The following is a 20,371-nucleotide window of genomic DNA, read 5'->3' on the forward strand; positions in this document are numbered from 1 at the left end:
AGAATTTTGATAACTGGCTAATGACGTTTTTGGCGATTACGATATCGATTCCGATATCGATATAAACCCGTACGATGACCGAAGCCAGCCCGTGGGGAAACCGTGGCCGCCTGAAGACGCGCCAGCTTCTGCTGGTCGTCGCGCTCGCGGACGAAGGCAGCATTCACCGCGCGGCGGCCGCGCTGAACATGACGCAGCCGGCCGCGTCGAAGCTGCTGCGCGAACTCGAGGAATCGATCGGCGCGGTGCTGTTCGAGCGCCTGCCGCGCGGGATGCGGCCGACGCTCTACGGCGACGCGCTGATCCGCCATGCGCGCGCGGCGCTCGGCAGCCTCGACCAGGCGCACGAGGAGCTGGCCGCGCTGAAGGCCGGCCACCTGGGCCATGTGGCGGTGGGGGCGATCACGTCACCGGGCCTGCGGCTCGTGCCGCCGGCGGTCGCCGCGGTGAAGGGCACGCATGCCGGCCTGCACGTGTCGGTCGAGATCGACACCAGCAACGTGCTGCTCGAACATCTCGCGCAGGAGAAGATCGACATCGTGATCGGCCGGCTCTCCGCCGAACACGACAAGCTGCGGCTGCGCTACGAACCGCTGACCGGCGAGCCGGTGGCCGCCGTCGTGCGGCCCGGCCATCCGCTGCTCGCGCACGCGCCGCTGTCGCTCGCGGACGTGCAGCGCGCCGCGTGGGTCGTGCCGCCGGCCGGCAGCGTGCTGCGCCACCGCTTCGATCTCGTGTTCCAGCGCGCGAGCCTCGCGCCGCCGGCGAACCTCGTCGAGACGTCCGCGCTGCTGTTCATCACGCAGCTGCTCGAACAGAGCGACATGATCGCGGTGCTGGCCGAGGACGTCGCGCGCTACTACGCGCGGCACGGGATCGTCACGGTGCTGCCGCTGGAGATGGATTGCCGGATGGACGATTTCGGGATCATCACGCGCACCGACCGGCTGCATTCGCCGGCCGTCGCGATGATGGCCGATGCGATTCGCGGGGCGGCGCGGGAGGTTTACGGGGTCGCGCTGTGACGTCGTCGCAGCGGTTCCGGCCGACTACGCGGCGGCATACTCGACCACCGGTTCACAACGAATCGGAAAATTGACCGAATTCGCGACATAGCACTTCGCGTGCGCATCGTGATGCAGATGCGCGGCCCGTTCGCGATCGTCGCCGGCCTGGATCGTCACATGCGGGCGCAGCACGATTTCGGTGAAGCGGCCTTCATCGGCGCTGTCGAGCATCGTGCCTTCCGCGTTGTCGACATAGGCGAGCACGCGAATACCGGCTTCCGAGCACAGATGCAGGTACCAGAGCTTGTGGCACGCCGATGCCGACGCCAGCAGCAGGTCTTCCGGATTCCAGCGCGCGGCATCGCCGCGAAACGCCGCGTCCGACGAACCGGGAATGTCCGGCTTGGAACCAGCCCGGATCACATGGTCCCGGCCGTACTCGCGATACCCCGACGTGCCGGTGCCGCGATTGCCCGTCCACTCTACTGCGACGCGATACTTGTGTTCGCCAGATGCCATCTCGCTCTCCATGGATGTGGGTTGCTTCGGCCGGGCCGGATGTCGTTTGACGAAGCCCGCCTGCGATCGCCATTTTGGCACTGGATTCCCATTTGGTATACCATTATTCCAAACTGACGGAACATGCAGGCATGGAAGCCAAACTCGATTCCACGGCGGACGCGGTCGCCGCCTCGTTGCGGGACATGATCATCAACGGCGAGCTGGAAGCCGGCGAACGGCTCGTCGAGCGCGACCTGGCCGACCGGTTCGGCATCAGCCGGATTCCGATGCGCGAGGCGATTCAACGCCTCGAGCGCGAAGGCTTGCTGGACATCTTCAGGAATCGCGGCGCCGTCGTGCGCATGCTGAGTGCATCGGACGTGCAGGAAATCTACGACTTGCGCGCGCTGCTCGAAGGCGACGCGATCTACCGGAGCGTGAAGCGGCTCGACGACGAGACGCTGGCGCGCGCCGAGCTCGTCCATCGTTTGCTCGGCGATGCGGCCGTGCCGCGCCGGCAAGGCGAACTGAACCGCGAATTCCACGCGCTGCTGTATTCATGCTGCGGCAACGCGCGGCAGTTGAAGACGATCGCGGAACTGCGCAGCCAGGTCGAACGGTACGAGCGCCTGCAGGCCACACTGCTCGCCGATACGCCGTCGTTCCAGGTCGAGCACGAGGAGATCCTGCAGGTGTGCCGTGATCGCAATGCACGCGCGGCGCGCTCGATGACGGTCGCGCATCTCGAATCGGCCAGGCGCATCGTGATGCGGCTCGTCGAAGGCGGGTGAGGCCGGCGCGCTGCGATTACCGCTTTCAACACGGCGCGCGGCTCCGAACCGGGTCGCGCCGGTTGCGGCGACAACCTCGAGGCACTCGATGCAGCCTCGCATCAAACCGGCGGCTTCGCGCCCCCGCCCGGCACGCGGCCAGTCGTACCCCGCACCACCAGCCTCGGTAGCGACGCGACACGCACGCTCGACGCCGCGTCGCGCTGCCCCCCCGCCTCGCGCAGCGCATTGAGCAGCTCGACCGCCAACCTGGCGGCCTCGGCGGTCGGGATCGCGACGGTCGTCAGCGTGGGCCGCGTGTCGCTCGCCAGGTGAATGTCGGTGATCCCGACGATCGACAGATCATCCGGCACTCGCCGGCCGCGATCGGCCGCCGCATGCATCGCGCCGATCGCCGGCAGGTCGTTGGTCGCGACCAGCGCGGTCAACTGCGGGTGCTCGTCGAGCAACCACCCCGCCGCGCGCACGCCGCCTTCGATCGAATCGGGCTCGGCCGCGACGATCGACGCATCGAGCCCCGCTTCGCTCATCACGTCGACGAAGCCGTCATAGCGCGCCGCCTGCACGCCGCTCGCCGACCCGCCGACGATCACGCCGATCTCGCGATGGCCGAGCTCGACCAGATGCCGCGTCGCGATCCGCCCCGCCTCGCGGAAATCCACCGCCACGCACGGCAATCCATCGGGCGGCGCCTCCGGCCGCTCCCACAGGCACAGCACGACCGGCACGCCACGCGCTGCCACATCGAGAAGATCCGGCAGATGCAGGTTCGCATTCGTCACGAGAATCCCTTCGGAGATCGTGCCGGCGATCTGGTCGAGATACGCACGCCCCTGCAACGGATCTTCGTTCGTGTTGCAGACGATCAGGAACTGCCCGTTACGCCGCACCGCGCGCTCGACCGCCAGCGCGAACTCCGGGTAGAACGGGTTCGCGATGCTCGACACCATCAGCGCGACCGTCGGCGCGCGCCCTCCGCCAGCGCCCGCGCGGCGAGATGCGGCCGATACCCGAGCGCCTCCACGGCTTCCAGCACCCGCGCGCGCGTCGCCTCGCCCACCCGGCCGCGATCGCGCAGCACGTTCGACACGGTTGCGGCCGTCACGCCGGCGCGGCGCGCCACTTCATCCAGGGTTGCCATCGCTTGCTCACTATATGAGACGTCTATTCAATATTTGCTTCGCTCACCGAAGCGGCGCACTATCGCCGCACACCCTGCCGCCCGACCGACGGGCGCGACTCGGCCGCGATCGCATCGCCTCTTTTTTTGATCGCGATGATTAAGCGCTTAATCACTGATGAAAGCGCATTAAAACATGGAGCGGAGACAATGGCGAGCATCTCGATGCGGCGCGTGCAGAAAGCCTACGGCGATCACGCGCCGGTCATTCGCGACGTCGATCTGGAAATCGGCGCGCACGAGTTCTGCGTGTTCCTCGGGCCGTCCGGATGCGGCAAGTCGACGTTGCTGCGGATGATCGCCGGGCTCGAGGACCTGAGCGCGGGCGAGCTGTCGATCGATGGCCGCCGCGTCGACGACGTGCCCGCCGCCGAGCGCGGTGTCGCGATGGTGTTCCAGAGCTACGCGCTGTTTCCGCACATGACGGTCTACGAGAACATGGCGTTCGGGCTGAAGCTCGCGCGCGTGCCCAAGGCCGAGATCGACCGGAAGGTACGCGATGCCGCGCGCATCCTGCAGCTCGACATGCTGCTCGATCGCAAGCCGAAGGCGCTGTCGGGCGGGCAACGGCAGCGCGTCGCGATCGGCCGCGCGATCGTGCGCGAGCCCGGCGTGTTCCTCTTCGACGAACCGCTGTCGAATCTCGACGCCGCGCTGCGCGGTCAGACCCGCATCGAAATCGCGAAGCTGCACCGCCAGTTCGAACGCGCGAGCGTCGTCTATGTGACGCACGACCAGACCGAAGCGATGACGCTCGCCGACAAGATCGTGCTGCTGCATGCCGGCGCCGATACCGCGCAGCACGGCAGCATCGCGCAGGTCGGTGCGCCGCTCGACCTCTACCACCACCCGGCCAGCCGCTTCGTCGCAGGCTTCATCGGCTCGCCGCGCATGAACTTCCTGCCGGCCGTCGTGACCGCCTGCGATGCGCATCGCACGACCGTCACGCTCACACCGTCCGGCGAAACCTTCGTACTGCCACGCGATGGCTCGGCGCTCGGTGCGGGCGCCACCGTAGCGCTCGGCATTCGCCCCGAACACCTGACGCTCGGCGCCGCGCACGACGCGACGTCGCTCGCACGCGACGTCGTACTCGTCGAACGCCTCGGCGAACAGACCTACGTGCATCTCGAGCAGCCCGGCGGCCACTCGCTCATCGCGAAGGTGCCCGGCGACGCGCAGGTGCGCAGCGGCGAGCGCGTGCTCGTGCATGCGCCGGCCGCGGCCTGCCATCTCTTCACCGAAGACGGCCGCGCGGTGCCCGCGTGCGCCGACGTCCACGTTCACCACTACGCATAAGGATCGGGCATGCGCCTCGGAGTCTGTTATTACCCGGAACACTGGCCGGAAACGATGTGGGCCGACGATGCCCGCCGGATGAAAGCGCTTGGCATCGAGCAGGTGCGGATCGCCGAATTCGCGTGGAGCCGGATCGAGCCGTCGCCGGGCGAATACGACTGGGGCTGGCTCGATCGCGCGGTCGACGTGCTCGGTGCGGCCGGCCTCGAGATCGTGATGTGCACGCCGACCGCCACGCCGCCGAAATGGCTGGTCGACCGCCATCCCGACATCCTCGCGATCGGCGCGGACGGACGGCCGCGCAAGTTCGGCTCGCGCCGCCACTACGACTTCTCGTCGCCGACCTATCTCGACGCGTCGCGCCAGATCTGCACGGCGGTTGCCGAACGCTACGGCCGCCACCCGGCCGTGCGTTACTGGCAGACCGACAACGAGCTGGGCTGCCACCAGACCGTCGTCAGCTACTCGCCGGCCGCGCTCGTGCGCTTCCGTGCGTGGCTGAAGGCGCGCTACGACACGATCGACGCGCTGAACCGCGCGTGGGGCACCGTGTTCTGGAGCATGGAGTATCGCGATTTCGACGAGGTCGACGCGCCCGTCGGCACCGTGACCGAGGCTCACCCGTCGCACCGCCTCGACTACCGGCGCTTCGCGTCGGACGAAGTTGCGCGCTATCACCGGATGCAGGTGGACGTGATTCGCGCGCACTCGCCGGGCCGCCCGGTCGCGCACAACTTCATGCAGCTGTTCACCGAGTTCGATCACTACAAAGTGGCACGCGACCTCGACGTCGCGACCTGGGACAGCTATCCGCTCGGCGCGCTCGAGGAGCAATGGTTCGCACCCGACGTGAAGGCGCGCTGGCTGCGCACCGGCCATCCCGATTTCGCGTCGTTCAATCACGACCTCTATCGCGGCATGTCGAAACTGCCGTTCTGGGTGATGGAGCAGCAGCCGGGCCCCGTGAACTGGGCGCAATGGAACCCCGCGCCGCTGCCGGGCATGGTGCGCCTGTGGAGCTGGGAAGCATTCGCGCACGGCGCCGGCTGCGTGTCGTATTTCCGCTGGCGGCAGGCGCCGTTCGCGCAGGAGCAGATGCATGCGGGCCTGCACACCCCCGACGACCAACTCGACGAAGGCGGCCGCGAGGCGCAACGCGTCGCGAACGAGATCGCGGCCGTGCACGACGCCGGCGCGGATGCGGACGGCACCGTGCGCGCCCCCGTTGCACTGGTCTTCGACTACGAAGCGAAGTGGCTGTTCGAAGTGCAGCCGCAGGGCGCCGATTTCCATTACCCGCGCTTCGCGTTCGAGTACTACTCGGCGCTGCGCTCGCTCGGCTTCGACGTCGACATCGTTTCCGCGCACGCGCCGCTCGACGGCTACCGCCTCGTCGTCGTGCCGCCGCTGCCGGTCGTCCCGGACGATTTCGCCGCGCGGCTCGCGGCGTCCGGCGCGCATGTCGTGCTCGGCCCGCGCACCGGTTCGAAGACCGTCGACCTGCAGATCCCGCCGACGCTGCCGCCCGGCCCGCTTGCGTCGATCCTGCCGGTGCGCGTGTGGCGCGTCGAATCGCTGCGGCCGAACGTGACCGAGCAGATCGACGGCACGCTGCGCGACGGCGCGCCGCTCGCCGGCAACGCACGCCACTGGCGCGACTTCGTCGAACTGCACGACGACACCCACAGTGTCGTGCGCGCACGCTTCGCCGACGGTCATCCGGCTTGCGTGTCGCACGGCATGCTGCACTACTGGGCCGCGCTGTTCGACGACGCGACTACCGTCCGGCTGTTCGCCGACGTCGCGGCCGAAGCCGGCCTCGCGCCCGCCCCGCTCGGCGACGGCGTGCGCGTGAGCCGGCGCGGCGGCCTGACCTACGTTTTCAACTATGGCGACGCGCCGCACACGATCGACGCGGTGCCGCCGTCGGCGTTCGTGCTCGGCACGGCGCAAGTCGGGCCGCAAGACGTGGCCGTGTATCGAAGCCGTTCGTAGCACCCGCTACCGGCGCCACGACACGCCGGTCACGTACAACGACACCCAGAACTGGAGACACGTATGACCCATCGCCCCCTTCGCGCCGCCGCCCGGCTCGCCACGGCCGCCGCTGTCGCACTGGCATCGCTCGGCATGACGGCGCCCGCCGATGCCGGCACGCTGACGATCAACATCGCGTTCAAGGGCGCCAGCCAGCGCGCGGTCTGGCAGTCGACGCTCGAAGCGTTCCGCAAGGCGCATCCCGACATCGACGTGAAGGCGACCTTCGTCGACGAGGAAGCGTACAAGGTGCAGCTCCCCGCCTGGCTCACGACCATCGCACCGGACGTCGTGAACTGGCACGCGGGCGAACGGATGGCGTACTACGCGAAGCGCGGGCTGTTCGAGGACCTGAGCGGCGACTGGACGAAGAACGGCTGGGGCGCGATGTATGCGTCGACACGCGACGCATCGTCGTACAACGGCAAGCAGTACGCGGCGCCGACCGTCTACTACTCGTGGGGGCTGTTCTATCGCAAGGACCTGTTCCGCAAGGTCGGCATCGCCGACGAGCCGAAGACGTGGGACCAGTTTCTCGACGCGTGCAAGAAGCTGAAGGCGGCCGGCATCACGCCGATCGCGGTCGGCGGCCGCGACGCGTGGACCCTCGCCGGCTGGTTCGACTATCTCGACCTGCGCGTGAACGGCAACGCGTTCCACCAGCAGCTGATGGCCGGCGACGTGCCGTACACCGACCCGCGCGTGAAGAAGGTCTACACGACGTGGAAATCGCTGATCGACGCAGGCTACTTCATCGACAACGCGCTGTCCTACGATCTCGACGGCGCGCAGCCGTTCCTGTTCCAGGGCAAGGCCGCGATGATGCTGATGGGCACCTTCATCGCGGCGGGCTTTCCGCCGAACGTGAAGCCGGAAATGGGCTACTACCGCTTCCCGATCATCGACCCGAAGGTGCCGACCGCCGAGGACGGCCCGGTGGAATCGCTGCATATCCCGACGAAGGCGAAGAACAAGGCCGACGCGCACACGTTCCTCGCATTCGTCGAAACGCCCGAGATGGGCGCGAAGCTCGCGGAAGGGCTCGGCTCGCTGTCGGCCAACAGCAAGTCGCCCGAGCCGGCCGATCCGATCTCGCGCGTCGGGTTCCGGATCCTTGCCGACACGAAGGGCGGCGTCGCGCAGTTCTACGACCGCGACATGACGAAGGAAATGGCCGACGAGGGGATGAAGGGGATGCAGCAGTTCCTCGCGAATCCCGCGCAGCTCGATACGGTGCTCGCGCAACTCGAACAGACCCGCAAGCGCATCTACAAGAAGTAACCGCGTGACCCAACCGGCGGCCGCGTGCCGCCGTGCCCGTTCAGGAGGCTTGCCGTGTCCAGTCCGATCACGTCCCCCGCCCGCCGGCGCGGGCGCCGCGCCGCCGCCACGCGGCGCATCCGCCGCCACCGCCCTGCCCGCGCGTCGCCCGTCGCCCGCCTTGCGGCGCCAGCAGCGCGCCGCGTGGCTCTTTCTCGCGCCGGCCTGCGCGATGGTTGCCGTCTATGTGATCTGGCCGATCCTGTCGACGCTGTGGCTGAGCCTGTACAACTGGGACGGGATGACCGAGCGCACCTTCGTCGGTCTCGCGAACTACGCGGAGCTGCTGCATGCGCCGACGTTCTACACCGCGCTGCGCAACAACGTGATCTGGCTCGCGCTCTTCATGCTCGCGCCGCCGCTCGGCCTCGCGCTCGCGTTGTACCTGAATCAGGCGGTGGCCGGCATCCGGCTCGTGAAGTCGCTGTTCTTCGCGCCGTTCGTGTTGTCCGGCGTGGTCGTCGGGCTGATCTTTTCGTGGTTCTACGATCCGACGTTCGGCCTGCTCGCGCTGATCGCCGGACACGGCATCCCGGTGCTCGGCGATGCGCGCTACGCGACGTTCGGTATCGTGTTCGCCGCGCTGTGGCCGCAGACCGCGTACTGCATGATCCTGTACCTCACCGGCCTCACGTCGCTCAACCCGGAACAGATCGAAGCCGCCCGAATGGAAGGCGCGCGCGGATTCGCGCTGCTGTGGCACGTGGTGCTGCCACAGTTGCGGCCGACCACCTTCATGGCGATCGTCGTCACGGTGATCGGCGCGCTGCGCAGCTTCGACCTGATCTCGGTGATGACGAGCGGCGGCCCGTTCGAAAGCTCGACCGTGCTCGCGTATTACATGTACGACCAGGCGATCAAGTACTACCGGCTCGGCTATTCCGCGTCGATTGCGGTCGTGCTGTTCGCGATCATGCTCGTCTACATCGTGTTCCAGTTGCGCCGCCTTCTGCGCAACGAGCAATAACCTGACCGGTGGCCATCATGTTTCCGACTCCCGTTGCTCAATGGAAGCCTGTCTCGCGCAGGCTGTACAAGCTGTCGTTGCCGGTTGCGCTGCTGATCTGGCTGCTGCCGATGATCGCGGTGTTCGTCACGTCGGTGCGCTCGACCGAGGAACTGGTCGAAGGTCACTACTGGGGCTGGCCACGGCACTTCTCGATGATCGAGAACTATCGCGACGCGCTGACGACGTCGCCGATGCTGCATTACTTCTGGAATAGCGTGCAGATCACCGTGCCTTCCGTGGTCGGGTCGATTGCGCTGGCGGCAATGGCGGGCTTTGCGCTGGCGACCTACAAGTTTCGCGGGAGTACGGCGCTGTTCGGGACGTTCGTTGCCGGTAACTTCGTGCCCGTGCAGGTGTTGATGATTCCGGTGCGGGATCTGTCGCTCAGGCTCGGTGTGTTCAATACGGTCGAGGCGCTGATTCTTTTTCATGTCGCGTTTCAGACGGGGTTCTGCACGCTGTTTTTGCGCAACTTCATCAAGCAGTTGCCGTTCGAGTTGATCGAAGCGGCAAGAATCGAAGGGGCGGGGGAATGGACGGTGTTCTGGCGGATCGTGCTGCCGTTGATTCGGCCCGCGTTGGCCGCGCTGGCGATTCTCGTTTTTACGTTCGTGTGGAATGACTACTTCTGGGCGCTGTGTCTCACGCAAGGGGATGAGGCCGCGCCGATCACGGCTGGCGTTGCCGCACTGAAGGGGCAGTGGACGACGTCGTGGAATCTCGTGTCCGCCGGGTCGATTCTGGCGGCGTTGCCGTCCGTCGCGATGTTCTTCGCGATGCAGAAGCATTTCGTGGCGGGGCTGACGTTCGGGGCGACCAAAGGCTGAACGCGCAGCTTCGCGTATTCGTATCTCCCCCTCCGCATCGTGAGGTTGCCCGCTTCGGCGGGCTTTTTTATTGTCGGGAATTGGCCGGGGGGAGGTACAGGTCGTCTGTGACTTTGACGAATCCAATAGCCTTATCTCGCTTGGCCCGTTCTTTGGCGGCGATGCGGCCGACGAATGTACAAGGTCATTGGAGCGGCTTGGGCTGACATACATCGACGACTTTTTCGTCTTCGAAGGGCTTGTGCCCGACTGGTGCTCGTTCGAAGTATTTTGACATGCGTGCCGATCTCTAGCGTCCGAAGGCTGCACTGGTCGATTAACGCCCTCAACCCGCGCACGAATCGACTAATGCCGCCACTGTTGGATTGCTGTCTGTACGCCGCCACGCAAGCGCGACTTCATATGGCACCGGCGTCCCTCGTCCGGCAAGTCGCGTGAATTTCACGTCCGACACCTCCTTCGACGCAAGCGGTTCCGGTACGAGCCCAACGCCTAGGTTCGCAGCCGCAAGTCCGATGATCGTGTCCATTTGCATTGCGTGCTGTACCACCCGCGGGACAAATCCGGCCGCAGCACACGCGTCGAGGATTGTCGCGTACAAGCCGGGCCCTTCCGTCGGCGGAAACAGAATCCATGGCTCGCGCGCGAGCGCCGCAAGCGGCACGGAGCGACCAGGAGAAGTAGCGAGCGCGTGCTTCGCAGACATGACAGCGACCATGCGACTCTTCAACAGCTTGCGCTTTGCAATGCGCCGGTCGACGTTGACATCAAGGGGCAGCACGACAATGGCGACGTCGAGACGGTCTTCGTCGAGCGCAGCGAGCTGCTGACTAGTGGTCGCCTCAGCCAGGTCAAGCGCGACATCGGGATGCGTCTGTCGAAAGCGCGCAATCAAAGGAGGCAAGACGTGCCGCGTGGCGCTCGCCACAAAACCGACTCTGAGAGAACCCATAAGCCCCTGGCCCGCACGCCGGGTGAGCTCAACGGCGCGCTGAGACTGTTCCAGTGTCCTGCGCGCCTCTTCGCGCAAAACCTTGCCGGCCGCGGTTAAAGACGTCACGCGATTGCCGCGTTCCAGCAAGCGCACGCCCAACAGCAATTCGATCTGTCGGATCGCCGCCGTCAGTGGCGGCTGAGCCATGTTGAGTTGCTCTGCAGCACGACGGAAATTCATCGTCTCTGCGACGACGAGAAACTGTTCGAACTGCCGAAGAGTGAGGGTTGCCATACGACAAGAGTATCAGAACAGCTGTTCAATCGTATTAGACGTATCGTATTTCCGGTTTTAACCTGCATCCAACGCAAACGAGTGGAGCCGGAAATTGACGGAGAAAAAACATGCAGTTGTAACCGGTGGCGCGAGCGGCATCGGCTTGGGCATCGCGCGCGCATGCATCAACGCGGGCTATCGCGTGACAATTGTCGGTCGAAACGACCAACGGTTACGAGACGCCGTTGCGAAGCTGGGGCCTGCGGCCACCTGCCAACGCGCTGACGTAGGCCAGCGCGCGGATGTCGAGTCCGCACTCGCGAACGTCGAGCGCGTAGATCTGCTGGTCAATGCCGCGGGATTCGTACGTTCCGTGAGTCTCGATGCTGCGCTCGACCAGGTCGAGCCGGATTGGGACGCGGTCATCGAAACCAACCTCAAAGGCAGCTTTTTGATGGCGCACTGCGTCGCGCCACTGTTGCCCCGTCCTGGGGGGCGAGTTATCAATATCAGTTCGATTGGTGCACAAACTGGCGGCAGCAGGCCGGGGGGGCTGGCCTATGCTGCAGCGAAGGCGGGCTTACACGGCCTTACCTTTGCGCTCGCGCGAGAACTGGCGCCACACGGCTGCACTGCTAACGTTATCGCGCCAGGCTTCATCGCCGGGACGGGATTCACCGGCGGGTGGTCCGAAGAACGCGTTACCGCCATCGTCGCAGAAACGCCTGTCGGTCGCCCCGGCACCCCGGACGACGTGGCCGCTGCGGTGCTCTGGCTTGCCTCGGAGGCCGCGAGCTTCGTAACCGGCACTGTTATTGCCGTCAATGGAGGATGGCGAATGGGCTGAGTGCTTCTGTCCAGCTACGTTTAGCAGTTCAAAGTACTTTAGCGCCCGCGCCTATGTCCCATTTCTCCCGGAACGAGTCATTGACGATTCGGCACGTCAGTAGTCCGTTCAGGGTCGAGAAACGACATCCACGGAAATCTGCGATGAACGATTCCCCTGGCCGCTACTGCGACCCTGAGCTCGGGCCGCAGCCCTTGAGCCGCAGCAATGCGTCGACCGACCCGATGTTCTTCTCATGCGCCACGAGCATCTGCGTGAGTGCATGGTGCATGTCGGGCTGCATGAGCGTCGGCAGCAACGCCTGCAGCTTCCGCACAACCCACCGCTGTCCACGATTCAAAAACGCCAGCCGCTCCGGGAGACCGTCGATCGCCATCGCCTTCTCATAGAAAGCACCGGTGGCATGCGTCGGCGTCGCATCGAGCGACCGGATCGCGTCGACCAGTACCGCGCACCAATGCGCCTCGTCCTGCCGAATACCGACCACCAGCCGATGAAGTTCGGGATCGCCGATTTCCGCCGCCGTCTCCGACGCAACCCACGCACCTGCGCGCTCGGCTTCCAGCAGCTCATTCAGCAACGCGAGCAACGCGTCGCGCTGCGCATCGGCGTAATCGTCCGCCGATGTCGCCGGACGGGCGTCGTGCCCGTCGTCACGGGTCCGGTTCGACATGCGATGTCCTCCGTTCAGGAAGCGTGGCGCACCGGTTCGTCCAACGTGGTTCCGTCAGGCGCTGCCTACATGACAGCGTCCACGCATCACGCAGACGACAGCGCGGCCAAACAAAGAATGGCTCACAAGTCTGACATAGCCCTGTGACACGCGTTGCCAGGCGGCCCGTCGCGCATGATGCACCTCAAGCCACACCGCCACGCACAGCCGACATCACGTCCACCCTTCAAGCCTCAACGTCGACCGCACCAGCCGCTGCTCCTCCTGCTCGATCTCCCGCAGATACTCGACACACTGGCGAATATGCTCGCTAGCCGCCTTGCGCGCCTGCTCGGGCAACCGCCCCGTCACCGCGTTATAAAGCCGCGCATGCTGCCGGTCGATCTGCTTTTTCAACGGCTCGCGGTGATAGAGATTGTTCACCGACGCAAACACCGAACTCAGCAGCAGATCCGTCAGCGACTGCAGCGTATTCACCAGCACCGGGTTATACGAAGCCTCGCAGATCGCGAGATGAAACGCGTGATCGAGCTTCGCGCGCGCGGCCGGGTCGAGATCCTGCGCATCGGCCGCGGTCATCTCCTCATAGCGACGCTTGATCAGGATGAAATCGGCCGGCGTGCCTCGCAGCGCCGCGAGCCGCGCGGCCTCCGTCTCGAGCATCCCGCGCACCTCGAACAGGTCGTACAGCGTGCGCGGCTGCGAGCCGAGCAGATGCATCATCGGCGTGATCTCGCGTTGCGGGGTCAGGCTCGCAACGAACGAGCCCTTGCCGTGCGTGGTGTCGATGATGCCGCGCGCGCGCAGCAACTTCATCCCTTCACGTACGGCGGTGCGCGACACGCCGAGCTTCTCGGTCAGCCGCCGTTCGGACGGCAATGCCTGCCCGGCCTTCAGCACGCCGTCGACGATCAACTGTTCGATGCGCTCGGCAACGACGTCGGCCACGTTCCGCGCCGGGCCCGCCTGTTCCTGCATTTCCATACTGGTATGACCACTTCGGAAGGATATCGGCGATTTTCCCACAAACCCTTTTAGACATTCAGTTTCATGGCGATCTACAAAGCTGCTTTCCGGCCGCCTCACAAAAACTGGTATGACCATGCCAGACACGTCTGGACACGCGCGCGCCGCCCGCCAAGAATCCCTTCCTTCCGGCGCGCCGCGTCTCGCGCAGCCGCCTGCATGGTGGAGACAACCCCGATGAGTTTCACCTACGACGAACGGATCGACGGCCCGCTGGCGACCGTCGGCCGCGACACACTCGTCGCCGCGCTGCACGCGTCGGCCCCCGGCCTCGACGTGCTGCACGAACGCGAGGCGCTCAAGCCGTTCGAATGCGACGGCCTCGCCGCATACCGCACGGTGCCGCTCGCGGTCGTATTGCCCGATACGGTCGAGCAAGTGCGCGCGGTGCTGCGCGTCGCGGCCGCGCTCGGCGTGCCGGTGGTCGCGCGCGGCGCGGGCACCGGCCTGTCGGGCGGCGCGATGCCGCTCGAAAAAGGCCTCCTGCTCGTGATGGCGAAGTTCAACAGGATTCTCGACATCGACCCCGATGCCGGCATCGCGCGCGTGCAGCCCGGCGTGCGCAACCTCGCTATCTCGCAGGCGGCCGCGCCGCACGGCCTGTACTACGCGCCCGATCCGTCGTCGCAGATCGCGTGCTCGATCGGCGGCAACGTCGCCGAGAACGCGGGCGGCGTGCACTGCCTGAAATACGGGCTCACGGTACACAACATCCTGAAGGTCGAGATCCTGACGATCGACGGCGAAACGCTCACGCTCGGCGCCGATGCGCTCGACGCGCCCGGCTTCGACCTGCTCGCCCTGTTCACCGGCTCGGAAGGAATGCTCGGCATCGTCACGGAAGTCACCGTGAAGCTGCTGCCGAAGCCGCCGAGCGTGAAGGTGCTGATGGCGAGCTTCGACGACGTCGCGGAAGCCGGCGCGGCGGTCGCACGGATCATCGGCGCGGGCGTGATCCCCGGCGGCCTCGAGATGATGGACAACCTTGCGATCCGCGCGGCGGAGGATTTCATCCACGCGGGCTACCCGGTCGACGCGCAGGCGATCCTGCTGTGCGAGCTCGACGGCTCGCCGACCGACGTCGACGAAGACACCGAACGCGTCGCCGCGCTGTTGCGCGACGCGGGCGCAACCGAGATCCGCGTCGCACGCGACGAGGCCGAGCGCCAGCGCTTCTGGGCCGGCCGCAAGAACGCATTTCCCGCAGTCGGCCGCATGTCGCCCGACTACTACTGCATGGACGGCACGATCCCGCGCCGCGAGCTACCGCGCGTGCTCGAAGGCATTGCCGCGCTGTCCGCCGAATACGGGCTGCCGGTCGCGAACGTGTTCCACGCGGGCGACGGCAACATGCACCCGCTGATCCTGTTCGACGCGAACCGGCCCGGCGAACTCGACCGCGCGGAAGCGCTCGGCGGCAAGATCCTGGAACTGTGCGTCGCGGCGGGCGGCAGCATCACCGGCGAGCACGGCGTCGGCCGCGAGAAGATCAACCAGATGTGCGTGCAGTTCAACGCCGACGAGATCACGTTCTTCCACGCGGTGAAGGCCGCGTTCGATCCGCAAGGGCTGCTCAATCCCGGCAAGAACATCCCGACGCTGCACCGCTGTGCCGAATTCGGCGCAATGCACGTTCATCAAGGCAAGCTGCCGTTTCCCGAACTGGAGCGCTTCTGATGCGACGCGACATCGAATCGATCGACGACAGCGCGGCGCTCGTCGCGCAGGTCGACGCGGCGATCCACGACCGCCAGCCGCTGTACGTCCGCGGCGCCGGCACGAAGGCGTTCCTCGGCTGCCCCGTCGAAGGCCGCACGCTTGACGTGCGCACGCATCGCGGCGTCGTGTCGTACGACCCGACCGAACTCGTCGTCACCGCGCGCGCGGGCACGCCGCTCGCCGATCTCGACGCGATGCTCGACGCGGCCGGCCAGATGCTGCCGTGCGAGCCGCCGACGTTCGGCGGCGCGGCAACGGTCGGCGGCATGTTCGCGGCGGCACTGTCGGGCCCGCGCCGCCCGTGGGCCGGCGCGGTGCGTGACTTCGTGCTCGGCTGCCGCGTGATCACCGGCCACGCGAAGCACCTGCGCTTCGGCGGCGAGGTGATGAAGAACGTCGCGGGCTACGACGTATCGCGGCTGCTCGCGGGCAGTTTCGGCTGTCTCGGCGTCGTGACCGAGGTGTCGTTGAAGGTGCTGCCGAAGCCGCGCGCGACGGGCGATCTCGCATTACAGCTTGCCGTGGACGAAGCCGTGCAGCGCGTCGCCGCATGGCGACGCGCAGGGCTGCCGCTCGCGGGCGCCTGCCATGCGGACGGTGTGCTGCGCGTGCGGATCGAAGGCGGCGAGGGCTCGGTGAAAGCCGCGCGCGACACGATCGGCGGCGAGCGCATGGACGATCGCGACGATGCGTTCTGGGCCCGGCTGCGCGACCTGGCGCTGCCGTTCTTCGACGATCTGCGCCCGCTGTGGCGCGTATCGGTGCCGGCCTCCGCACCGCTCGACGCACTGCCCGGCGCGCTGCTTGCCGACTGGGGCGGCGCACAGCGCTGGATAAAGAGCGACGCGGCGCCGGCCGACGTGCAGCGGTTCGCCGCGCAATGGGGCGGCCACGCGACCTGCTGCACGCCGGGCGCGACGCGCGAGCCGTTCCAGCCGCTGCCGCCCGCGCTGCTGCGCGTGCACCGGCAGCTCAAGGCGCAGCTCGACCCGCACGCGATTTTCAATCCCGGCCGCCTGTACGCCGACTTCTGACGCGAACCCGATTCCAACCCGCCGATGCAAACCAATCTCAGCGAAGCAAGCAAGGCCCTCGCCCGGGCCGACGAAGCGGAAGCGATCCTGCGCGCGTGCGTGCACTGCGGCTTCTGCAATGCGACCTGCCCGACCTACCAGGTGCTCGGCAACGAGCTCGACGGGCCGCGCGGGCGCATCTACCTGATCAAGCAGCTGCTCGAAGGCGAGCCGTGCGGCGAGCGCACGCAGCAGCATCTCGACCGCTGCCTCACGTGCCGCAACTGCGAGACGACCTGCCCGTCCGGCGTGCGCTATCACACGCTGCTCGACATCGGCCGCGCGGAAGCCGAGAAGCGTGTGCAGCGGCCCGCGCGCGAGCGCCTGCTGCGCGCGGGGCTGCGCCACGTCATACCGCGCCCGGCGACGTTCGCCGCGTTGCTGAAGGCCGGCCGCGCGCTGCGCCCGCTGCTGCCCGGCACGCTGCAGGCCAAGATCCCGGCCGCCGTCTCCGCGGTCGCACCGCGCCCGCCCGTGCGCCACGCTCGGCGCGTGCTGATGCTCGAAGGCTGCGTGCAGCCTTCGCTGTCGCCGAACACCAATGCGGCCGCCGCGCGCGTGCTCGACCGGCTCGGCATCAGCGTGAGTCCGGCGCGCGAAGCCGGCTGCTGCGGCGCGACCGAATATCACCTGAATGCGCAGGATGCCGGCCTCGCCCGCGCACGCCGCAATATCGACGCATGGTGGCCCGCGATCGAAGCGGGCGCCGAAGCGATCGTGCTGACGGCGAGCGGCTGCGGTGCGTTCGTCAAGGAATACGGCGACCTGCTGCGCTCCGACCCCGTCTATGCGGAGAAAGCGCAACGCGTCAGCGCGCTCGCACGCGATCTCGCCGAAGTGATCGCGGCCGAGCCGCTCGACGCGCTGGCCGGGTCGACGCCACGCCGCATCGCGGTGCATTGCCCGTGCACGCTGCAGCACGCACAGCGCCTCGGCGGCGCGGTCGAACGCATCCTGACGCAGCTCGGCTTCGATCTGACGAATGTCGCCGACAGCCATCTGTGCTGCGGCTCGGCCGGCACGTATTCCCTGACACAGCCCGAACTCGCGACGAAACTGCGCGACAACCGGCTCGACGCACTCGAAGCCGCGCGGCCGGACCTGATTGTCACGGCCAACGTCGGCTGCCAGACTCACCTGAACGGCGCGGGCCGCACGCCTGTGCGCCACTGGATCGAGCTCGTCGACAACCGCCTCGTCAACTGACCAGATTCCGGAGGAATGCCATGCAGACGAAACCCGAACTCGAACTCGCCGATGCCGACCGCATGCTCGCCGCCGCCCGCGCGGAAGCGGAGCGTCACGGCTGGGCCGTGTCGATCGCCGTCGTCGACGACGGCGGCCACCTGCTCGCTTTTGCGCGCCTGGACGGTGCATCGCCGGCCAGCACGTATATCGCGCAGGACAAGGCGCGTGCGGCGGCGCTCGGCCGGCGCGAGACGAAGGCGTATGAGGATATGATCAACGGTGGCCGCACCGCGTTTCTCAGCGCGCCGCTGACGGGGTTGCTCGAAGGCGGCGTGCCGATCACGGTCGACGGCCGGATCGCAGGCGCGATCGGCGTGTCTGGCGTAAAGTCCGAACAGGACGCGCAAATCGCCCGCGCCGGCACACAAAGCGTCGTGGCCTAGCCAGCCAACGCACGCGCGTTTTTCATTCCCCGGGAGGAATCACGATGATCGACCAAGCAGGACTGCAAGTCGCGCCAGCGCTGAGCCAGTTCATTGAAAACGAAGCGCTGCCGGGCACCGGCATCGACAAGGCCGCGTTCTGGAGCGGTTTCTCGGCCCTGGTGCACGACCTGGCGCCCCGCAACCGCGAGCTGCTCGCCGAACGCGACCGCCTGCAGCAGGAACTCGACACCTGGCACCGCGCGCACCCCGGCCCCGTGCGCGACCACGCCGCGTATCGCGCTTTCCTCGAACAAATCGGCTACCTCGTGCCGGTCCCGTCGAACGTCGCGGCAGCCACCGCGAACGTCGACAGCGAGATCGCCACGCAGGCCGGCCCGCAGCTCGTCGTGCCGCTGTCGAATGCGCGCTATGCGCTGAACGCCGCGAACGCCCGCTGGGGCAGCCTGTACGACGCGCTGTACGGCACCGATGCGCTGCCTGAAGACGGCGGCGCCGAACGCACCACGGCCTACAACCCGACGCGCGGCCAGCGCGTGATCGACTACGCGCGCAACGTGCTCGACAACGCGGCGCCGCTCGCGAGCGGCTCGCATCGCGACGCGCTGCGCTACCGCGTGCAGGACGGCCAGCTCGCCGTCGAAACCGCGAAGGGCGTCGTGCATCTCGCGCAGCCGGCGCAGTTCGTCGGCTACCAGGGCGCGGCCGACGCGCCGTCCGCGATCCTGCTGAAGCACAACGGCCTGCACCTCGAGATCCAGATCGACGCATCGACGCCGATCGGCCGCGCCGATCTCGCGAACGTGAAGGACGTCGTGCTCGAAGCCGCGGTCAGCACGATCATCGACTGCGAGGATTCGGTCGCGGCGGTGGACGCGCAAGACAAGGTCCAGCTCTACCGCAACTGGCTCGGCCTGATGCAGGGCACGCTGGTCGAGGAAGTCGCGAAGGGCGGCAAGACCTTCACGCGCCGCCTGAATGCCGATCGCGAGTACACCACGCCCGCCGGCGGCACGCTGTCGCTGCACGGCCGCTCGCTGCTGTTCGTGCGCAACGTCGGCCACCTGATGACCAACGGCGCAGTGCTTGACCGCGACGGCAACGAGATTCCGGAAGGGATCCTCGACGGCGTCGTCACGGTGCTGTGCTCGCTGCACGACCTGAAGGCGAAGCGCAACTCGCGCACCGGCTCGATCTACATCGTGAAGCCGAAGATGCACGGCCCGGCCGAAGTCGCATTCGCCGATACGCTGTTCGCGCGCATCGAGGATCTGTACGGCCTGCCGCGCAACACGCTGAAGATGGGCATCATGGACGAGGAGCGCCGCACCAGCGTGAACCTAGCCGCATGCATCGCCGCGGCTGCCGCACGCGTGGCGTTCATCAACACCGGTTTCCTCGACCGCACCGGCGACGAGATGCACACCGCGATGGAAGCGGGCCCGATGATCCGCAAGGGCGACATGAAGTCGTCGGCGTGGATCCAGTCGTACGAGCGCAACAACGTGCTCGCGGGCCTGTCGGCCGGCCTGCGCGGCCGCGCGCAGATCGGCAAGGGCATGTGGGCGATGCCGGACCTGATGCACGCGATGCTCGAGCAGAAGATCGCGCATCCGCGCGCCGGCGCGAACACCGCGTGGGTGCCGTCGCCGACCGCCGCGACGCTGCACGCGCTGCACTACCACCTCGTCGACGTGCAGGCCGTCCAGCAGGAGCTCGAGAAGACGCCGTACGCAAGCGAACGCGACGCGCTGCTCGAAGGCCTGCTGACCGTGCCGGTCGTCGAGCGCGCCGCGTGGAGCGAGGCCGAGATCCTGAGCGAAGTCGAAAACAACGCGCAGGGCATCCTCGGCTACGTCGTGCGCTGGGTCGAACAGGGCGTCGGCTGCTCGAAGGTGCCCGACATCCACGACGTCGGCCTGATGGAAGACCGCGCGACGCTGCGCATCTCGAGCCAGCACATCGCGAACTGGCTGCGCCACGGCGTGATCACCGAGGCGTTCGTGCTCGACGTGTTCAAGCGGATGGCGCGCGTCGTCGACCAGCAGAACGCCGGCGACCCGAACTATCGCCCGATGGCGCCCGGCTACGACCAGTCGACCGCGTTCAAGGCCGCGTGCGCGCTCGCGCTGCAGGGCACGTCGCAGCCGAGCGGCTATACCGAGCCGCTGCTGCACCGGTTCCGCCTCGCGTTCAAGGCGCAGCAGCACGGCGGTTAGGC

Annotated in this window: 16 protein-coding genes and 2 pseudogenes; 13 read left to right on the top strand and 5 right to left on the bottom strand. The window is 67.1% G+C overall.

The genetic code is table 11. The features are described from left to right. Window positions 1-74: 74 nt before the first annotated feature. The gene (locus tag LXE91_RS25285) at window positions 75-1,025 is read left to right on the top strand and encodes a LysR family transcriptional regulator (protein WP_039340363.1); all 951 of its coding nucleotides are present in this window, start codon (window positions 75-77) and stop codon (window positions 1,023-1,025) included. A gap of 24 nt (window positions 1,026-1,049) precedes the next feature. Here the strand turns inward: LXE91_RS25285 and LXE91_RS25290 are convergent, their stop codons facing one another. Then, window positions 1,050-1,526, bottom strand: coding sequence for an OsmC family protein (locus LXE91_RS25290; protein ID WP_039340361.1), 477 nt, complete (start codon window positions 1,524-1,526; stop codon window positions 1,050-1,052). Between the two features lie 131 nt (window positions 1,527-1,657). On the opposite strand from LXE91_RS25290, the gene LXE91_RS25295 reads away from it, so the two are divergent. Then, window positions 1,658-2,299, top strand: coding sequence for a GntR family transcriptional regulator (locus tag LXE91_RS25295; protein WP_039340359.1), 642 nt, complete (start codon window positions 1,658-1,660; stop codon window positions 2,297-2,299). A 101-nt stretch (window positions 2,300-2,400) separates the two neighbouring features. On the opposite strand, the pseudogene LXE91_RS25300 reads toward LXE91_RS25295, so the two are convergent. Then, window positions 2,401-3,440 (bottom strand): annotated as a pseudogene (locus LXE91_RS25300) (LacI family DNA-binding transcriptional regulator). A 189-nt stretch (window positions 3,441-3,629) separates the two neighbouring features. On the opposite strand from LXE91_RS25300, the gene LXE91_RS25305 reads away from it, so the two are divergent. From LXE91_RS25305 to LXE91_RS25325, 5 genes are all read left to right on the top strand, one after another. Continuing rightward, a complete protein-coding gene (locus tag LXE91_RS25305; protein WP_039340355.1) occupies window positions 3,630-4,778 on the top strand; it encodes an ABC transporter ATP-binding protein in 1,149 nt (382 codons plus the stop codon). A 9-nt stretch (window positions 4,779-4,787) separates the two neighbouring features. Continuing rightward, a complete protein-coding gene (locus LXE91_RS25310; RefSeq protein ID WP_039340353.1) occupies window positions 4,788-6,773 on the top strand; it encodes a beta-galactosidase in 1,986 nt (661 codons plus the stop codon). 63 nt (window positions 6,774-6,836) lie between these two features. After that, a complete protein-coding gene (locus LXE91_RS25315; protein WP_039340351.1) occupies window positions 6,837-8,096 on the top strand; it encodes an ABC transporter substrate-binding protein in 1,260 nt (419 codons plus the stop codon). A 211-nt stretch (window positions 8,097-8,307) separates the two neighbouring features. Then, entirely contained in the window at window positions 8,308-9,102 is a 795-nt protein-coding gene (locus LXE91_RS25320) for a carbohydrate ABC transporter permease (protein ID WP_411694350.1), read from the top strand. Between the two features lie 17 nt (window positions 9,103-9,119). Then, window positions 9,120-9,971 carry a carbohydrate ABC transporter permease gene (locus LXE91_RS25325; protein WP_039340348.1) on the top strand — a complete coding sequence of 284 codons (852 nt, stop codon included), beginning with the start codon at window positions 9,120-9,122 and terminating at the stop codon, window positions 9,969-9,971. A gap of 325 nt (window positions 9,972-10,296) precedes the next feature. Here LXE91_RS25325 and LXE91_RS25330 read toward each other — a convergent pair whose 3' ends face one another. Then, window positions 10,297-11,199, bottom strand: a complete 903-nt coding sequence (locus tag LXE91_RS25330) for a LysR family transcriptional regulator (protein WP_039340347.1) — start codon at window positions 11,197-11,199, stop codon at window positions 10,297-10,299. Between the two features lie 94 nt (window positions 11,200-11,293). Between LXE91_RS25330 and LXE91_RS25335 the strand changes: the two genes are divergently transcribed. Next, window positions 11,294-12,028 carry an SDR family NAD(P)-dependent oxidoreductase gene (locus tag LXE91_RS25335; RefSeq protein ID WP_046196374.1) on the top strand — a complete coding sequence of 245 codons (735 nt, stop codon included), beginning with the start codon at window positions 11,294-11,296 and terminating at the stop codon, window positions 12,026-12,028. A gap of 163 nt (window positions 12,029-12,191) precedes the next feature. Here LXE91_RS25335 and LXE91_RS25340 read toward each other — a convergent pair. Both LXE91_RS25340 and glcC read right to left on the bottom strand, forming a co-directional pair. Then, a pseudogene (locus tag LXE91_RS25340) lies at window positions 12,192-12,641 on the bottom strand (DUF6306 domain-containing protein); the annotation flags it as partial. Between the two features lie 273 nt (window positions 12,642-12,914). Then, window positions 12,915-13,685: a transcriptional regulator GlcC gene (glcC, locus tag LXE91_RS25345; protein ID WP_039340342.1), complete on the bottom strand. Its 771-nt coding sequence runs from the start codon at window positions 13,683-13,685 to the stop codon at window positions 12,915-12,917. A gap of 219 nt (window positions 13,686-13,904) precedes the next feature. Between glcC and glcD the strand changes: the two genes are divergently transcribed. From glcD to LXE91_RS25370, 5 genes are read left to right on the top strand one after another with little or no spacing between them, the layout of a single operon-like run. After that, the gene (gene glcD / locus LXE91_RS25350; RefSeq protein WP_039340340.1) at window positions 13,905-15,404 is read left to right on the top strand and encodes a glycolate oxidase subunit GlcD; all 1,500 of its coding nucleotides are present in this window, start codon (window positions 13,905-13,907) and stop codon (window positions 15,402-15,404) included. Next, a complete protein-coding gene (gene glcE, locus LXE91_RS25355; RefSeq protein ID WP_039340338.1) occupies window positions 15,404-16,480 on the top strand; it encodes a glycolate oxidase subunit GlcE in 1,077 nt (358 codons plus the stop codon). The genes glcD and glcE overlap by 1 nt, the downstream gene beginning before the upstream one ends. A gap of 24 nt (window positions 16,481-16,504) precedes the next feature. Further along, complete coding sequence (gene glcF, locus LXE91_RS25360) at window positions 16,505-17,725, top strand: glycolate oxidase subunit GlcF (protein WP_039340336.1); 1,221 nt, start codon at window positions 16,505-16,507, stop codon at window positions 17,723-17,725. A 20-nt stretch (window positions 17,726-17,745) separates the two neighbouring features. Then, on the top strand, window positions 17,746-18,150 hold the full coding sequence (locus LXE91_RS25365; protein WP_039340333.1) for a GlcG/HbpS family heme-binding protein: 405 nt from the start codon (window positions 17,746-17,748) through the stop codon (window positions 18,148-18,150). A 44-nt stretch (window positions 18,151-18,194) separates the two neighbouring features. Next, a complete protein-coding gene (locus tag LXE91_RS25370) occupies window positions 18,195-20,369 on the top strand; it encodes a malate synthase G (protein WP_039340332.1) in 2,175 nt (724 codons plus the stop codon). The last annotated feature ends 2 nt before the right edge of the window (window positions 20,370-20,371 follow it).

Source organism: Burkholderia contaminans (assembly GCF_029633825.1).
GTDB classification, from domain to species: Bacteria; Pseudomonadota; Gammaproteobacteria; order Burkholderiales; family Burkholderiaceae; genus Burkholderia; species Burkholderia contaminans.

Coding starts and splice junctions, on each gene's coding strand:
- LXE91_RS25310 (WP_039340353.1), top strand. CDS start 4,788: ATGCGCCTCGGAGTCTGTTATTACCCGGAACACTGGCCGGAAACGATG.
- LXE91_RS25320 (WP_411694350.1), top strand. CDS start 8,308: ATGGTTGCCGTCTATGTGATCTGGCCGATCCTGTCGACGCTGTGGCTG.
- LXE91_RS25365 (WP_039340333.1), top strand. CDS start 17,746: ATGCAGACGAAACCCGAACTCGAACTCGCCGATGCCGACCGCATGCTC.
- LXE91_RS25315 (WP_039340351.1), top strand. CDS start 6,837: ATGACCCATCGCCCCCTTCGCGCCGCCGCCCGGCTCGCCACGGCCGCC.
- glcE (WP_039340338.1), top strand. CDS start 15,404: ATGCGACGCGACATCGAATCGATCGACGACAGCGCGGCGCTCGTCGCG.
- glcC (WP_039340342.1), bottom strand. CDS start 13,685: ATGGAAATGCAGGAACAGGCGGGCCCGGCGCGGAACGTGGCCGACGTC.
- glcD (WP_039340340.1), top strand. CDS start 13,905: ATGAGTTTCACCTACGACGAACGGATCGACGGCCCGCTGGCGACCGTC.
- LXE91_RS25305 (WP_039340355.1), top strand. CDS start 3,630: ATGGCGAGCATCTCGATGCGGCGCGTGCAGAAAGCCTACGGCGATCAC.
- LXE91_RS25295 (WP_039340359.1), top strand. CDS start 1,658: ATGGAAGCCAAACTCGATTCCACGGCGGACGCGGTCGCCGCCTCGTTG.
- LXE91_RS25370 (WP_039340332.1), top strand. CDS start 18,195: ATGATCGACCAAGCAGGACTGCAAGTCGCGCCAGCGCTGAGCCAGTTC.
- LXE91_RS25330 (WP_039340347.1), bottom strand. CDS start 11,199: ATGGCAACCCTCACTCTTCGGCAGTTCGAACAGTTTCTCGTCGTCGCA.
- LXE91_RS25285 (WP_039340363.1), top strand. CDS start 75: ATGACCGAAGCCAGCCCGTGGGGAAACCGTGGCCGCCTGAAGACGCGC.
- LXE91_RS25290 (WP_039340361.1), bottom strand. CDS start 1,526: ATGGCATCTGGCGAACACAAGTATCGCGTCGCAGTAGAGTGGACGGGC.
- LXE91_RS25325 (WP_039340348.1), top strand. CDS start 9,120: ATGTTTCCGACTCCCGTTGCTCAATGGAAGCCTGTCTCGCGCAGGCTG.
- glcF (WP_039340336.1), top strand. CDS start 16,505: ATGCAAACCAATCTCAGCGAAGCAAGCAAGGCCCTCGCCCGGGCCGAC.